Origin of the sequence: Spongiactinospora sp. 9N601 (assembly GCF_044326295.1) — a bacterium.
In the GTDB taxonomy this organism is placed as follows: domain Bacteria; phylum Actinomycetota; class Actinomycetes; order Streptosporangiales; family Streptosporangiaceae; genus Spongiactinospora; species Spongiactinospora gelatinilytica.
In genome coordinates this window covers 219,967-233,827 of the sequence record NZ_JBIRBB010000010.1, presented here as the reverse complement: position 1 = coordinate 233,827, position 13,861 = coordinate 219,967, and the positions used below count along the sequence as shown (strand labels likewise).

Below are 13,861 nucleotides of genomic sequence, written 5' to 3'. Positions count from 1 at the left end.
GTCAGGACGCCGCCCCGCCGTACGCGATCAGCTCCTGGCGGCCCATGGTGCGCCCGCGGGCGGACAGCCGGTCGAAGGCGGCCCGCCCCAGCCCGTCGACCGCGGCACGCGTGATGGCGGACAGGTCTTCCGGCGACAGCCCCGGCCCCGGCGCCATGGCCGCCGCCCCGCCGAGCAGCACCGCGGCGCGCTCGTGGGCCCCGCGCCGGGCCGCGAGGTCGGCGAGGCCGATCAGGACGGCCCCGATCACCGGCACGTCGGCGCTGCGCACGGCCGCGCCGAGCGCACGGCCGTGCGACTCCTCCGCCTGCTCCAGCCGGCCCTGCCCGGCGTGCAGCAGGCCCAGCGAGGTCAGCACCATCGAACGCAGTTCCATGAGGTCCGCGTCGGCGTCCTCGACGATGGCGGCGGCGGCCGTCAGGTGCTCGTGCGCCCGGTCGGCGTCGCCCTCGCGCCGGGCCAGGTTGCCCAGCAGCAGGTGCACACCGGCGACCGTGGACGCCTGGCCCATGTCCTCGGCGAGCGCCCTGGCCTCGTGCAGGTTGGCCAGCCCGGCCTCCCGCTCGCCGTGCTCGATCTGGATCGTGGCCAGGTAGAACAGCAGGCCGGGACGCTCGTGGCGGGCGCCCAGCTCGTCGGACAGCCGCAGCGCCTCGGCGTACGCGGTGCGGGCGCGGTCGTACTCGCGCCGGACGAAGGCGATCTCGGCCGACGCCCGCAGCGCCGAGGCCATGCCCCACCGGTCGCCCGCCGAGCGGAACGCCGCGAGGGCGGCGTCGAAGTCGGCGGCGGCCTGCCGGTCGGCGTCGTCCAGTCGGCGCATGCCCCGCCACAGCAGCGCGGTCGCCCTGGTCCACGGGTCGGGGTCGGCGACGTGCCGGGAGGCCAGCTCGGCGATGTGCCCGGGCGGCTCCTTGAGCGCGATGGCCAGCGCGGGGCCGGCCAGGGTGAGGTAGGGGTGGCGGCCCGGCTCGCCGGCGGCCCGCCACGCCGCCACCGCCGCCCGCGCCCGGCCGGCCGGTTCCCGGCCGAGGTCGAGCCCGCCGAGCAGCAGGGCCAGCACGGTGGCGTCCGGGGGCGCGCCGTCCGCCACGGCCAGCGCCTGCCTGGCCCACTCCGCGCCCTCGCCGCGCGCCCCGGTCAGCCGCCAGTACCAGCCGAGCGCGGCCACCAGCCGGACGGCGCTCCCGGCGTCGTGGTCGTCGATCGCCTGGCGCAGCGCGGCGCGCAGGTTGTCGTGTTCGGCGGTGAGCCGGTCCAGCCAGGTGACCTGGTCCGGGCCGCGCAGGCAGGGTTCGGCGCGCTCGGCCAGCGCCAGGAACGTGGCGGCGTGCGCCCGTCGCAGCCGTTCCCGCTCCCCCGACTCGGCGAGCCGTTCCAGGGCGTACAGGCGCACGGTCTCCAGCATGCGGTAGCGGATGCCGGCGGGCTCGCGGGACACCTGTAACAGCGACTTGTCGGCCAGCGCGCCGAGCAGCGGCAGCACGTCGGCGCCCGCCACCTGTTCGGCCGACTCCAGCGTGGCCCCGCCCGCGAACACCGAAAGACGCCGCAGCAGCACCTGTTCGGCCGGCTCCAGCAGCTCCCAGCTCCAGTCCACGACCGCGCGCAGCGTCTGGTGGCGGGCGAAGGCCGTACGGCTGCCGCCGACCAGCAGCCGGAACCTGTCGTCGAGCCGTTCGGCGAGCTGTTCGACCGACAACACCCGAAGCTGGGCCGCGGCCAGCTCGATGGCCAGCGGCATCCCGTCCAGCCTGCGGCAGATCCGGGCCACGCCCGCGACGTTGCGTTCGGAGACGGTGAAACCCGGAACGATCGCCGCGGCCCGGTCGGCGAACAGCCGCACGGCGGGGGCCTCCAGCGCCTCGGCGGGCCGGGTCGCGTCCGCGGGCACCGTGAGCGGCGGCACCCAGGCGAGCCGTTCCCCGGCGATGTTCAGTGACTCCCTGCTGGTGGCCAGCACCCGCAGGCCCGCGCACGAACCGAGCAGCACCTCGGCCAGCCGGGCGACCTCCTCGATCAGGTGCTCGCAGTTGTCGAGGATGAGCAGTGAGCGGCGGGTGGCCAGCATGGTCACCAGGCGGTCCAGGTCGAAGGCGGGCGGCGCGCCGTCCCGCGCGCCGGTCAGCAGGATGCCCTCCGGCGGGTGCAGTACCGCGGCCATGGCCCCCAGCACGTCGGCCGGTTCGGTGACCGCGGCCAGCTCCACCAGCCAGACCTCATCGCGCGTGTGCTCGATGGCCCGCGCGCCGACCTCCCTGGCCAGCCGGGTCTTGCCCGCCCCGCCGGGGCCCACCAGGGTGACCAGGCGGTGTTCGGCCAGGTGGCGTTCGACCATCTCCATCTCGGCGTCGCGGCCCACGAACGACGTCAGCGACGCCCGCAGGTTGGTACGCCGGCCCCCGTGCCCGCCGTCGCGGACCAGCGGATCGCGGCGCAGCACGGCCAGGTAGGTCGTCTCCAGCTCGGCCGAGGGGTCCACGCCCAGCTCGTCGGCCAGGGCCTGCTTGGTCTGCCGGTAGACCTCCAAGGCCGCCGCCTGCCGGTCCGACGCGTACAGCACGCGCATCTGGAAGGCGCGCAGCCGTTCGTCCAGCGGGCGCGCGGCGAGCAGGGTCTCCAGTTCGGGCAGCAGCGCCGCGTGCCTGCCGAGGGCGAGGTCGGCCTCGATGCGGTCCTTGGTCGCCGACAGCCGAAGTTCTTCCAGCCGGGCGATGGGGCCTTGGGCGAAAAGGGCTTCGGCCACGTCGAGCAGCGCGGGGCCGCGCCACAGTTCCAGCGCCGCGCCGAGGAGTTCGGCCGCGCGGGCGTGGTCGCGCGCGGCGAGGGCGGCCTGGCCCGCGGCGGCCAGCCGCTCGAACCGGTTGGCGTCGAGGTCGTCCGGCTCGGCCGCCAGCAGATAGCCGCCGAGCCGGGAATCGATCACGTCCCGGCCGATCACCGCCCGCAGCCGCGACACCAGAGAGTGCAACGCGTTGACGGCGTCGGCCGGAGCGCCGTCGGGCCACACGTCACCGATCAGCCGGTCGGCCGGCACGACCTGGCCCGTGTTCAGGCCGAGGATGATCAGTAGCGCCCGGAGCCGGGCGCCTCTGACCTCGATCGACCGGCCGTCGCGCCACACGTCGAGGGGACCGAGGATCCGAAACTCCACAGGGCGACTTTAAAGCACTTCCGGGGTGGTCACGGCGCTACGCCGGCCAGCCTTCCGTTCACATAATCCAGCACCATCCGTGCCGTGGCCATCTGGTCCACGTCGTCATCGGGGATCGGCAGCCGTAGTTCCTCCTGAATAACCGTGACGACCTCATATCTGGCCAGTGAATCCAGGCCCAGTTTCTCGAAGGGGGTGTCCGCGGACTCCTCGGTGAGCTCGGCCGCCTCCGAGGCGCCCAGGCACTTACCGACAACGCGCTTCAGGTCATCGAGCGTGAACTTCTGCATGTCCGCCACGATCGCCCGCGGCATTGGAAGAACCCTTGAGAAGGACTCAAGACGGCCGCGTTCTCAAGCCGTCTTTGAAGCGCCTTCAAACGCGCCTCGCGACCATGGCCCGAATGCCGACGCAAGGAGGTCCGAGACTGCCATGACCAGCCAGCTTCTGGCGGCCCCGCGAACACACTGCCGCATTCTCGGATTGGGCGTGCACCGGCCGCCGCGCGCGGTCGCCAACAGCGAGATATGCGAGTGGATCGAATCGTCGGAGGAATGGATCGTCAGCCGATCCGGAATCCGCTCGCGCCGGTTCGCCGGCAAGGACGAGACCCTGGAGGCGATGGCCGTGTCCGCCGGCCGCGCGGCGCTCCGGCACGCGGGCGTCACCGCCGACCGGGTCGGCTGCGTCGTGGTGGCCAGCATGTCCAACCTGGTGCAGACACCGCCGCTGGCCGTCAGGGTCGCGCACGACCTGGGGGCGCTCGACGCAGGCGGCTTCGATGTGTCGGGGGCCTGCGCGGGCTTCTGTCACGCCCTGGCCGTCGCCGCCGACATGGTCTCCACGGGACAGTCCACATACGTGCTGGTCATCGGTACCGAGCGGATGACCGACATCGTCGATCCCAACGACCGGACGATCTCCTTCCTGTTCGCCGACGGCGCGGGCGCCGTCCTGGTGGGCCCGTCCGACCGGCCGGGCATCGGCCCCGCGGTCCGCGGGGCCGACGGCGCCTCCCGGGAGGCGCTGCGGATGAACACCACATGGGACGCCTTCCGCGCCGATCCGACGCTTCCGCCGCCGATGATGAAGATGGACGGCCGCAGGGTCTTCCGCTGGGCCGTGGAGCACATGGTGCCCGCCGGGCTGCGGGCGCTGGCCGGCGCCGGGATCGACCGGCACGACCTGGCGGCGTTCATCCCGCACCAGGCCAACATCCGCATGATCGAGATCCTGGCCGCCAAGCTGGAGCTGCCCGATCACGTCGCGGTCGCCGGTGACGTCGCGGTCAGCGGCAACACCTCGGCCGCGTCCATCCCGCTCGCCATGGACGCGCTGCTCCGCGACGGCCTCGCGCCGCCCGGCGGGGCGGCCCTGCTGCTGGGCTTCGGCGCGGGCCTCAACTACGCCGGTCAGGTCGTGCTCCTGCCATGACCTCGCCGGACGCGTTCCGTACCGCCATGTCCGCCTTCGCCAGCGGCGTCACCGTGGTCACCACCATGGACGAGGGCGGCAAGCCGTACGGCTTCACCGCGACGTCCTTCTGCTCGGTCTCGCTGAGCCCGCCGCTGCTGCTGGTCTGCCTGGCCCAGTCGGCCAAGTGCTACCCGGTCTTCGCCTCCTGCGGCCGTTTCGCGGTCAGCATGCTCCGCGACGGGCAGGACGAGGTCGCGCTGCGCTTCGCCGACACCCGGGCGGACAAGTTCGGCGCGGGCGTCGCGACGCAGACCCCGGCCGGCCTGCCGGTCGTCGACTCGGCGCTGTGCGGGATCGAGTGCTCGATCCAGGACCGCTACGACGCCGGTGATCACATGCTGCTGCTCGGCCGGGTCGACTGGGTGCACTTCCACAGCGGCGACCCGCTCATCTACTTCAACCGCGCATTCCACCGGCTCGGCTCCGTCAGATCGTGACAGGGGCGCGTCAGCGCGTGGTGCGGCCCGGAACAGGGCCGTGGAACACCATCGACACACGAAGAGAGGGAGGTGGCCATGTCCTACGCCATCAGAGCTGAGAACCTCAGCAAGACCTACGGTTCCACGCGCGCGCTCGACGGGGTCAGCTTCGCCGCACGATCAGGGCAGGTCCTCGGCGTGCTCGGGCCGAACGGCGCCGGAAAGACCACGGCGGTCCGCATCCTGGCCACCCTGGCGCAGCCCGACGGCGGTGTCGCCGAAGTGGGCGGCCACGACGTCGTACGGCAGGCCAAAGAGGTGCGCAAGGTCATCGGCCTGACCGGCCAGTACGCGGCCGTGGACGAGATCATCAGCGGCTTCGACAATCTGTTCCTCATCGGCCGGCTGCTCGGCATGTCCCGGGAGGAGTCCCGTAGCCGGGCGGCCCGGCTGCTGGAGCAGTTCGGGCTGACCGACGCGGCCAAGCGCTCCGCGGGCACCTACTCCGGCGGCATGCGGCGGCGGCTCGACCTGGCCGCCAGCCTGCTCGGCCGGCCCCGGGTGCTGTTCCTGGACGAGCCGACCACGGGCCTGGACCCGGCCGCCCGCGACGACCTCTGGGACGTCATCCGAGACCTGGTGGCCGACGGCACCACCGTGCTGCTGACCACCCAGTACCTGGAGGAGGCCGACCAGCTCGCGGACCACATCGTCGTCTTCGACCACGGGCACGTCATCGCCGAGGGCTCCCCGCACGAGCTGAAGAGCAAGCTGGGCGGCCAGGTGCTGGAGGTGTGGCCGGTGGACCCGGGCGACCGCGAGGAGGTCTCCGCGATCCTCGGCGAGATCGCGCGGACCCCGGCCACGGTCGAGGACCGGCGGGTGACCGTGCCGATGGCCGACCGGGACGGGCTGCGCGCCGCGGTGCTGCGGCTGGACCTCGCCGACATCGCGGTCGCCGAACTGGCGCTGCGCAGTCCCAGCCTGGACGAGGTGTTCCTGACCCTGACCGGGCACCGCGAGGCCGTGGGCGGCAGGAGCGCGTGAGCGCCCCCGCGAACCGATGAAGGAGAGTTCATGACCACCATGCCCGCCGCCGGGCCCGTCACCGGGCCCTTCGCCGGCACCCGGGAGACGCTGGCGCTGACGAGGCGCAGCCTGCTGCACCTGAAGACCAATCCCGAAGAGATCATCGAACTCGTCGTCCAGCCGATCGTGATCGTGTTGATGTTCACGTTCGTGTTCGGCGGCGCGATCAAGGGTGACTGGCGCGACTACCTCCAGTTCGCCCTGCCGGGCATGCTCGTGCAGGCCACGCTGTTCGCCACCATGCGCCTTGGCACCGCGCTCGGCACCGACTTCAAGAAGGGCGTCTACGACCGCTTCCGCAGCCTGCCGATCGCCCGGTTCGCCCCGTTGACCGGGGCCATCCTCGGCGAGATGGTCCGTTACCTGCTGTCCATCGTGGTACTGCTGATCGTCGGCGCGCTGCTCGGCTTCCGCATCCAGACCGGCATCGTCGCGACCCTGGCCGCCGTCCTGCTGCTGCTGGGCTTCGGCTTCGCCATGTCGTGGGGGTCGGCGCTGCTCGGCCTGACCATGCGCGCCGCGGAGAGCGCGTCGGAGTTCGCGTTCCTGATCATTCTGCCGCTGGCCTTCACCGGCAACCTGTTCGTGCCGACCGACACCATGCCGGACTGGCTCCAGGTCTGGGTGAACATCAACCCGGTGACGTCGATCGCCGACACGCTGCGCGGGCTGCTGCTCGGCGGCGAGGTGGCCCGGCCGCTGCTGTGGTCGGTCGTCTGGATCGCCGGTCTGACCCTCGTCTTCGCGCCGCTGTCCATCCGGCGCTTCCGCACCAAGTCCGGGTGAGCACCCGGTCTTCGACCGATCGAGAACCGACCAACGGAAGGGAGGGTGGCGCGGGGTGTCCCCGTCCTGGGGGCGGGGGCTCGGCGCCGGAACCCTGATGAGCCGCATGAGCAAGGCGTTACCGTGGGTGGTGATCGCCATCTGGGTGGGCCTGATCGCTGGAGCCCTGCCGCTGGCGGCCCAGCTCGACGGGGTCAAGAGCGACAGCGTCGTGGACTACCTGCCGTCGAGCGCCCAGTCCACCCAGGTGACCGAGCTGGAGAGCAAGCTCCCGCGCGGGCACGACTACGAGTTCGTGGTCGTCTACGTCCGGCAGAGCGGGCTGACCCAGGCCGACAAGGACACCGCGACGCGGCACCTCGCCACGCTCGTCGCGAAGTTCGGCAAGCCCGGGGTCGCCCCGCCGAACGAGGGCAAGGTCGATCTCGCCCCCGACGGGAAGGCGGCCTACACGGTCGCCTCGGTTCCGGTCGAGCGCGGCGTGCCCGCGACGTACGTCGAGGACTTCCGCGCCGTGGTGACCGACCGCCCGGCCGGGCTCGACGTCTGGGTGACCGGTCCCGGCGGGATCGAGGCCGACATCGACACCGTCTTCGACGGCATCGACGAGACCCTGCTGATCGCGGCCGCGCTCGTGGTGGCCGTGATCCTGATGCTCACCTACCGCAGCCCGCTGCTGTGGCTGATCCCGCTGCTGTGCGCGGGCGCGGCCGTCGTGCTGTCGCAGGCCGGGGCGTACCTGCTGGTCAAGGCGTTCGGCCTGACGGTGAGCGACCAGAACTCGGCGATCCTGATCATCCTGGTCTTCGGGGTGGCGACCGACTACGCCCTGCTGCTCGTCGCGAGATACCGCGAGGAGTTGCGCCGCGACCACCAGCCTCGGACGGCGATGGCCGTCGCCTGGCGGCGCAGCGCGCCCGCCATCGTGGCCTCCGCCGGCACCGTGATCGCGGGCCTGATCTGCCTGCTGGCCGCCGACATGAACAGCCTCAAGGGCCTCGGCCCGGTCGCCACGGTGGCCGTCCTCGCCGCGCTCCTGGCGATGCTGACCCTGTTCCCGGCCATCCTGGTCCTGCTGGGCCGGCCCGCGTTCTGGCCCCGGATCCCCCACTACGGCGACCCCGGGCCCGGCGCCTCCAGCCTCTGGTCCCGCATCGCCGGGCTGGTGGAGCGCCGCCGGGTCCCGGCGGTGGCCGGTTCGCTGCTGGTACTCGGCGTGATGGCCCTCGGCCTGCTGACTCCCACGAGCCCGCTGCGCCAGATGGACCAGTTCCGCAACACGCCCGAGTCGATCAGCGGGCTGAAGGTCATCCCCGACCACTTCCCGGACATCGGCGGCCAGCCCATCATCGTGATCGGCGACGCCGCCAAGACCGACCCGCTCCGGGCCGCCGCGCAGACCGTGCAGGGGGTCACCCAACTCACCAAGGGGCAGGTCGGCAACGGCCTGGTCGAGTTCACCGTGCTGCTGCGCCAGAAGCCGGACACGCCGGCCGAGTACGCCGCCATCAAGGAGCTGCGGTCCAAGCTCGGCGCGGTCGATCCCACCGCCCGGCTGGGCGGCCCGAGCGCGCAGAACCTGGACACCATCGACGCCGCGGCGGCCGACGAGCGCAGGCTCATCCCGCTGATCCTGCTGGTGGTCACCCTGGTGCTCGGCGTGCTGCTGCGTTCGATCGTGGCACCGCTGCTGCTGATCTTGACGGTGGTGGTGTCGTTCGCCGCCGCGCTGGGCGTGATGATGTTCCTGTTCACCCAGGTGCTCGGGCTGCCCGGACTGGACCCCACGCTGGTCGTGCTGGGCTTCCTGTTCCTGGTGGCGCTCGGAGTCGACTACAACATCTTCTTGATGAGCCGGGCCCGTGAGGAGAGCGCGCAGGCCGGTACGGCGAGCGGCGTCGTCAAGGCGCTGGTGACGACCGGCGGCGTGATCACGTCCGCGGGCGTGGTGCTCGCCGCGACCTTCGGGGCCATGGCCACGCTGCCGCTGGTCTTCATGATCGAGCTGGGGCTCCTGGTGGCCTTCGGCGTGCTGCTCGACACGCTGCTGGTCCGGTCCGTGCTCGTACCCGGGCTCGCGCTGCTGCTGAAGGGGCGCATCTGGTGGCCGGCCAGGCTCGACCCGGCCCCGCGATCGGCCTCGGCACCCTCGGAGGACCGCCCCGTACACGCCTGATCCCGGACCCCCTCCGCCGCGCCCCCCGGCGAGGGATCGGCGACGGCCCGGCAGGCGCGCGCCTGCCGGGCCATCGCGCGTTCAGCGGGGCTGGGCCGTGAGGAGCGAACGCGTCCGCGCCGGGACCCACTCGGGGATCGAGGCGATGATGTCGGCCAGGGTGACACCGGCCAGGCTCCCCCGCCATGCCTCGTGCGCCTCGGCCATCTTGGCGGCGATGACGCAGGTCTCCTGGCACTGCTCGGGGGGCAGCGCGCCGCGCCCCTGCCGGCGGATCTCCCGGCACTCGTACGGGGCCGACGCCCCGTCGACCGCCTCCACGATCTGCAGCAGCGTGACCTCCGTGGCCGCCCTGGCGAGCCGGAAGCCGCCCCGCGGCCCGGTGGTGGCGGCCAGCACCCCCGCTTTGACCAGCGACTGAAGCTGCTTGGCGAGGTAGGGAGCGGGCAGGTCGTAGTAGTCGGCGAGCTGCGCCGCCGAGGCGGTGGCCCCGGGCTCCAACTGCGCCAGCGACGCGGCGCAGTGCAACAGCCATTCGGTGCTAACGGGCAGCTTCACGCGTCCCAGTCTATCGCAGATATTGAGGATCTATTAAGTCCGAGATAGTGTCAGGGCGCAGCGAGGAGAAGGAGAGATCATCATGCGTATCGCAGTGGCCGGAGCGACCGGCAACATCGGCTCTCTGACCGCGGGCATCCTGCGGCGGGACGGGCACGAGGTCGTGGGCATCAGCCGTTCGCTGGGCGTGGACCTGCTGACCGGCGACGGGCTCGACGACGCCCTCACCGGCGTGGACGCCGTCATCGACGCCATCAGCTCCCCGCCGGTCAGCACGGATGAGACGGTGGCCTTCTTCGGCGCCACCACCGCCAACCTGCTCGCCGCCGAGCAGCGGGCCGGTGTCCGGCACCACGTGCTGCTCTCGATCATCGGCATCGACCGGGTCGAGGGCAACGCGCACTACCACGGCAAGCGCGAGCAGGAACGGCTGGTGGCCGAGGGGCCGGTGCCGTGGACGATCGTCCCGGTCGCCCAGTTCCACGACTTCGCCGCGATGGTGGCGTCCTGGTTCGAGCAGGACGGCGTGGCCACCGTCCCGCCGCTGCTCATCCAGCCGATCGCCCCCGCCGACGTGGCCGAGGTGCTGGCCGAGATCGGCACGGGCGAGCCGCGGGGCCGCTACGCCGACGTCGCCGGGCCCGACCGGCACGACCTGGTGGACATGGCCCGGCGCACCTACCAGGCCCGCGGCCAGGAGGTGAAGCTCGTGCCGACGTGGTCGGGGCCGTTCGGCCCGTCGATGGCGGGCGAGGTGCTGCTGCCCGGCGAGCGCGTCCGGATCGCGCCGACCACCTTCGAGCAGTGGCTCGCCGGGCAGCGCTCCTAGGGCCGCGGCCCTGGCGCCCGCTCAGCGTAGGAGCACGGCGAGCTGGAACAGCAGGATGAGCGCCAGAAGGCCCGCCAGGGCCAGCCAGCGCGGGTCCAGCCACGGCGATCGCTCCGGCTCGCGCCGCACCGGCGGCGGCGGCTCGCCGGAGCGCAGCAGCGAGCGAAGCGCGTGGTAGCCCGCGTAGGTGGACAGCGGGCGGCGCAGCTCGGGGGCGCGGTCGAGCATCCACTCCCGGAACTCGATCAGGATCAGGCGCTCCTGCTCCCGCGTGGTGGCATCGCCCATCCACGCCTCGTACTCGGCCACCATGTCGTGCACGGCCGCGTTCGCGGGCGGCCTCTGGGCCTCGGCGTGCTGCGGCACGTGCTCCGGTGCCTCGCCGGGCTCCTCCGCCCGGTCATCGGGATCTGCTGCTTCGGCGGGCTCCGGCGACGCGCGCGGCTCGGCCTGCGGCGGCTCGGGATGATCCGACGGGTGCGCCGGACCGGCGAGAACCGGGACGGGGGTGGTCAGCGCCGCCCGGAGCAGGGCGAGCCGTTCGCTCCACGGCATGTCCTCGGTCAGGCCGGCCCGCACGGCCAGCCCCTCAAGGGTCCCCGCCGAGTACGCCGCCACCAGGCACTCGGCCAGCTCGCCGTCGGCGTCGTCGCCGACCGGTTCCCGCAGGTCCACCCGCAACCGGCGGGGCGCGCGCGAGGACGGGCCCGGCCACGCCGGCAGAAAGACGATCTCCGGGCCCGGCCTGAAATCTTCGCTCTCATAGGTGGAGAAGGTCTCCGGGGCCACGCCCAGCACGCTTCGCAGGATGTCGGCCAGCGCCCACATCTGGGCCGCCGGATCGCCCTGGGAGACGACCGCGAGCCGCATGCCGGGGTGGCGCAGCGCGGTGAAGACGATCGGCGCGAGCGTACCGGCCCCTTCGCGGGCCCGCACCTCCAGCGCCTCACTGTATTCGGCGAAGTGGCCGGTCAGCTCGGCCAGATCGACCGGTTCGTGATCCATCGGCGGCGGCTCGCCCACCCACAGCGGTGCCAGCGCCAGCGCCTCCCGCATGGAGGGCCAGGGCATGCGCACGGCATCGCCGCCCAGGTAGGCCACGACCCGCAGGCCGCGCCTGCTGTCGGCACCCGCGCGGGACCGGGCCAGCACCACCACCCGCCCGTCGATCACCAACCGGCACACGCTCACGCCCGGCCTGCTGCCCGGGTCCAGCCAGGGCACCAGCTTGTGATCCCAGCCACGCGTATCGCTCAACGATGTCCGCACCGGGCCGACCAGGCCCCGGTGTTCGTCCCATTCGTACTGGATCCAGTCCACGGGCGACCAGGAATTCATCAGCGTCCCACCTCCGGATGGCCACGCAGCACGCCGGTCATCGCGAACAGCGAGACCAGAGGCTGGAGAACTCGTCGCGGCCGGACGCCTCTGGGGAAACGTCCCTCGGTCGCCGCGCCACCGGTCGCCGAGACGAAGTGCAGGGTGCACTGACGGCACTTGTCGTAGGGCGACAGCCACGCCTGCGCGCCCCTGCGCCACAGGAAGGCGTACGCGTCGCGGCTCTCCGCGAGCACGGCCTGCGGATCGAGGCCCTCGACCTCGCCGTACAGCCAGGTGTCCACCGGCGAGTGAAACCGCACGGCGTCGCTCTTGGTGACGGCGACGGCCGCCGGGATGTCCAGCCGCCCGCCGGTCTTGGGCAGCCGGTCGAGCACCGCGCGGAAGGACTCATCCCCCATCCGGCCCTGCCCGGCCTCCGCGTCCACCACGAACAGCAGCGCGCCGACCGCGGGGACGAACCTGGTCGCCTCGTGCGCGATGCCGCGCAGAAGTTCGCCGGCGATGTCGAAGAACGCGACGGCGGTGGTGTGCTCCCCGTCGTTGATCAGCAGTGCGTCGGACAGCTCGGCGCTCTCGTTCTCGGGGGTGCGCGGGAGCGCCTGGTGCCCGGCCAGCAGCGGGCGTACGAAGGATTCGACGTATTCGGCGTGGCGCTCGATGTCCACGGCGTCGGCGGTCAGGCCGTAGGGACGCAGCCCGCCCTGCTCGATGGCCCCGATCATGGCCGCCAGCAGGTGGGACTTGCCCGTCTCGGGCCCGCCGACCAGCCCGATCACCAGCGGCCTGCCGTGCCGCACGTAGGAGTAGGGCAGGTGGTGCTCCAGGCTGGGGTCGTCCACCGGCGCGGGGCAGCGTATGTGGGCGGCACGCAGCAGGTCGGTACGCCGGACCGCGGAGGTCTCACGTAGATCGAGCGGCCGGTACGCGCCCGAGGGCGTCCGCTCGAAAAGGTCGTCCTCCTGCCAGGAGAACTCGTGCAGGCAGATCGGGCAAAGGATCATCAGCTCACCACCCGGATCAACAGGGCCACGACCAAGGCGACCAACACGACCAGCACGATCGCCGCGAGCAGCGGCAACCGGCGTTCCCACCAGCGCGCGGGCCGCGCCCGCCGCGCCCGCGGCGCGGCCGGCGGTTCGGGGGACGGCGGGGCGGCGGGTTCCGGTCGGTCCACAGGCTGGGACGCAGGCTGGGACACCGGCCGGGGTGCGGGCTCGCCGCCGGTCTTGAGCCGGCGCGCCCGGTCGAACGCGGCACGCGCCTCCGCCAACCCCGGATCGGGCTCGACCGGCGCGCCCTGGAGCGGGTCCGGCATCCGCAGCCTGGCCAGCACCTCCGCCGCGCTCGGCGGATCGCCGGAGAAGACGTCCTGGATCGGCTGGAGCGCGGGCACCGGCCCGAGGTCGGGCCGGTCGGAGACCTCCCGCCCGGTGACCGTGCGGTAGACCACCATGGCCGCGCTCCACAGGTCGTCGGCCGCGGCGACCCGGCCATGGCCCTCGCGCTGGGCGGGCGCGGCGTAGGGGGCCTCGCCGAGCCGGGTGCGCCGATCGCCGACCAGTGCGGCCTGACCGAACCCGGTGAGCTGCACGGCGGTGCCGTCCCAGCGCACGGTGCCCGGTTCGATCCGCCGGTGCACGATGCCGCAGGCCGACAGGATGCGCACCGCGCGGAACAGCCCGGCCGCGAGCTCCCGTTGCTCGGCGAGGAGGAGCCGGCCGGCGTATCGGCCGACCGGCTCGCCCCGGTGGTCGGACCACAGCACGATCGGCTCGGCGACGTCCAGGTTGTAACCGATCAGCCGGGGCAGCTCGGCCGGGTAGCCGCGCCGCAGCAGGGCCAGCAGCCGCGCGCCCATCCGGGCCTCGTTCTCCAGCAGGTCGTAGAGGTGGTCGTGGCCCTCAGAGCTCGGCACCCGGCGCTCGATGAGCCTCGTGCCGTCCACGACGGTGGTGATCCGCCGCTCGAACGGGTCGGTGTACGGCTCGGCCTCGACCTCCCAGGTCACCTCGTGACCTTCTGGGCTGAAGAAG

12 protein-coding genes are annotated in these 13,861 nt (G+C 72.8%); 6 read left to right on the top strand and 6 right to left on the bottom strand.

Features of this window, described 5'->3' with window-relative positions; all coding sequences use genetic code 11:
• Nucleotide 1: 1 nt before the first annotated feature.
• Both ACH34R_RS25035 and ACH34R_RS25030 read right to left on the bottom strand, forming a co-directional pair.
• On the bottom strand, nucleotides 2-3,154 hold the full coding sequence (locus ACH34R_RS25035) for a BTAD domain-containing putative transcriptional regulator (RefSeq protein ID WP_397563946.1): 3,153 nt from the start codon (nucleotides 3,152-3,154) through the stop codon (nucleotides 2-4).
• A 29-nt stretch (nucleotides 3,155-3,183) separates the two neighbouring features.
• Complete coding sequence (locus ACH34R_RS25030; protein WP_397563945.1) at nucleotides 3,184-3,468, bottom strand: phosphopantetheine-binding protein; 285 nt, start codon at nucleotides 3,466-3,468, stop codon at nucleotides 3,184-3,186.
• A 118-nt stretch (nucleotides 3,469-3,586) separates the two neighbouring features.
• On the opposite strand from ACH34R_RS25030, the gene ACH34R_RS25025 reads away from it, so the two are divergent.
• From ACH34R_RS25025 to ACH34R_RS25005, 5 genes are all read left to right on the top strand, one after another.
• Entirely contained in the window at nucleotides 3,587-4,588 is a 1,002-nt protein-coding gene (locus ACH34R_RS25025) for a beta-ketoacyl-ACP synthase 3 (protein ID WP_397563944.1), read from the top strand.
• Nucleotides 4,585-5,067 (top strand): flavin reductase family protein, encoded by a 483-nt coding sequence (locus ACH34R_RS25020; protein ID WP_397563943.1) that lies wholly within the window; start codon nucleotides 4,585-4,587, stop codon nucleotides 5,065-5,067. The genes ACH34R_RS25025 and ACH34R_RS25020 overlap by 4 nt, the downstream gene beginning before the upstream one ends.
• A gap of 78 nt (nucleotides 5,068-5,145) precedes the next feature.
• Nucleotides 5,146-6,096 (top strand): ATP-binding cassette domain-containing protein, encoded by a 951-nt coding sequence (locus tag ACH34R_RS25015; RefSeq protein ID WP_397563942.1) that lies wholly within the window; start codon nucleotides 5,146-5,148, stop codon nucleotides 6,094-6,096.
• Nucleotides 6,097-6,126: 30 nt separating this feature from the next.
• Nucleotides 6,127-6,924 carry an ABC transporter permease gene (locus tag ACH34R_RS25010; protein WP_397563941.1) on the top strand — a complete coding sequence of 266 codons (798 nt, stop codon included), beginning with the start codon at nucleotides 6,127-6,129 and terminating at the stop codon, nucleotides 6,922-6,924.
• A gap of 106 nt (nucleotides 6,925-7,030) precedes the next feature.
• Nucleotides 7,031-9,100: an MMPL family transporter gene (locus tag ACH34R_RS25005; RefSeq protein WP_397563940.1), complete on the top strand. Its 2,070-nt coding sequence runs from the start codon at nucleotides 7,031-7,033 to the stop codon at nucleotides 9,098-9,100.
• Between the two features lie 81 nt (nucleotides 9,101-9,181).
• On the opposite strand, the gene ACH34R_RS25000 is transcribed toward ACH34R_RS25005, so the two are convergent.
• Complete coding sequence (locus ACH34R_RS25000) at nucleotides 9,182-9,658, bottom strand: RrF2 family transcriptional regulator (RefSeq protein ID WP_397563939.1); 477 nt, start codon at nucleotides 9,656-9,658, stop codon at nucleotides 9,182-9,184.
• Nucleotides 9,659-9,740: 82 nt separating this feature from the next.
• Between ACH34R_RS25000 and ACH34R_RS24995 the strand changes: the two genes are divergently transcribed.
• A complete protein-coding gene (locus ACH34R_RS24995) occupies nucleotides 9,741-10,487 on the top strand; it encodes an SDR family oxidoreductase (protein ID WP_397563938.1) in 747 nt (248 codons plus the stop codon).
• 21 nt (nucleotides 10,488-10,508) lie between these two features.
• Here the strand turns inward: ACH34R_RS24995 and ACH34R_RS24990 are convergent, their stop codons facing one another.
• Genes ACH34R_RS24990 through ACH34R_RS24980 form a run of 3 tightly spaced genes read right to left on the bottom strand, consistent with a single transcriptional unit; the run spans nucleotide 10,509 to nucleotide 13,836 of the window.
• Nucleotides 10,509-11,825 (bottom strand): hypothetical protein, encoded by a 1,317-nt coding sequence (locus ACH34R_RS24990; RefSeq protein WP_397563937.1) that lies wholly within the window; start codon nucleotides 11,823-11,825, stop codon nucleotides 10,509-10,511.
• Nucleotides 11,825-12,829 (bottom strand): hypothetical protein, encoded by a 1,005-nt coding sequence (locus tag ACH34R_RS24985; RefSeq protein WP_397563936.1) that lies wholly within the window; start codon nucleotides 12,827-12,829, stop codon nucleotides 11,825-11,827. The genes ACH34R_RS24990 and ACH34R_RS24985 overlap by 1 nt, the downstream gene beginning before the upstream one ends.
• Nucleotides 12,829-13,836 (bottom strand): hypothetical protein, encoded by a 1,008-nt coding sequence (locus tag ACH34R_RS24980; protein ID WP_397563935.1) that lies wholly within the window; start codon nucleotides 13,834-13,836, stop codon nucleotides 12,829-12,831. Before ACH34R_RS24980 ends, ACH34R_RS24985 begins: the two co-directional genes overlap by 1 nt.
• Nucleotides 13,837-13,861 lie beyond the last annotated feature (25 nt).

Bases quoted from the DNA above. Each gene is read 5' to 3' on its own strand.
- ACH34R_RS25030 (WP_397563945.1), bottom strand. From the start codon at position 3,468: ATGCCGCGGGCGATCGTGGCGGACATGCAGAAGTTCACGCTCGATGAC.
- ACH34R_RS25025 (WP_397563944.1), top strand. From the start codon at position 3,587: ATGACCAGCCAGCTTCTGGCGGCCCCGCGAACACACTGCCGCATTCTC.
- ACH34R_RS25020 (WP_397563943.1), top strand. From the start codon at position 4,585: ATGACCTCGCCGGACGCGTTCCGTACCGCCATGTCCGCCTTCGCCAGC.
- ACH34R_RS25015 (WP_397563942.1), top strand. From the start codon at position 5,146: ATGTCCTACGCCATCAGAGCTGAGAACCTCAGCAAGACCTACGGTTCC.
- ACH34R_RS25010 (WP_397563941.1), top strand. From the start codon at position 6,127: ATGACCACCATGCCCGCCGCCGGGCCCGTCACCGGGCCCTTCGCCGGC.
- ACH34R_RS25005 (WP_397563940.1), top strand. From the start codon at position 7,031: ATGAGCAAGGCGTTACCGTGGGTGGTGATCGCCATCTGGGTGGGCCTG.
- ACH34R_RS24995 (WP_397563938.1), top strand. From the start codon at position 9,741: ATGCGTATCGCAGTGGCCGGAGCGACCGGCAACATCGGCTCTCTGACC.
- ACH34R_RS24990 (WP_397563937.1), bottom strand. From the start codon at position 11,825: ATGAATTCCTGGTCGCCCGTGGACTGGATCCAGTACGAATGGGACGAA.
- ACH34R_RS24985 (WP_397563936.1), bottom strand. From the start codon at position 12,829: ATGATCCTTTGCCCGATCTGCCTGCACGAGTTCTCCTGGCAGGAGGAC.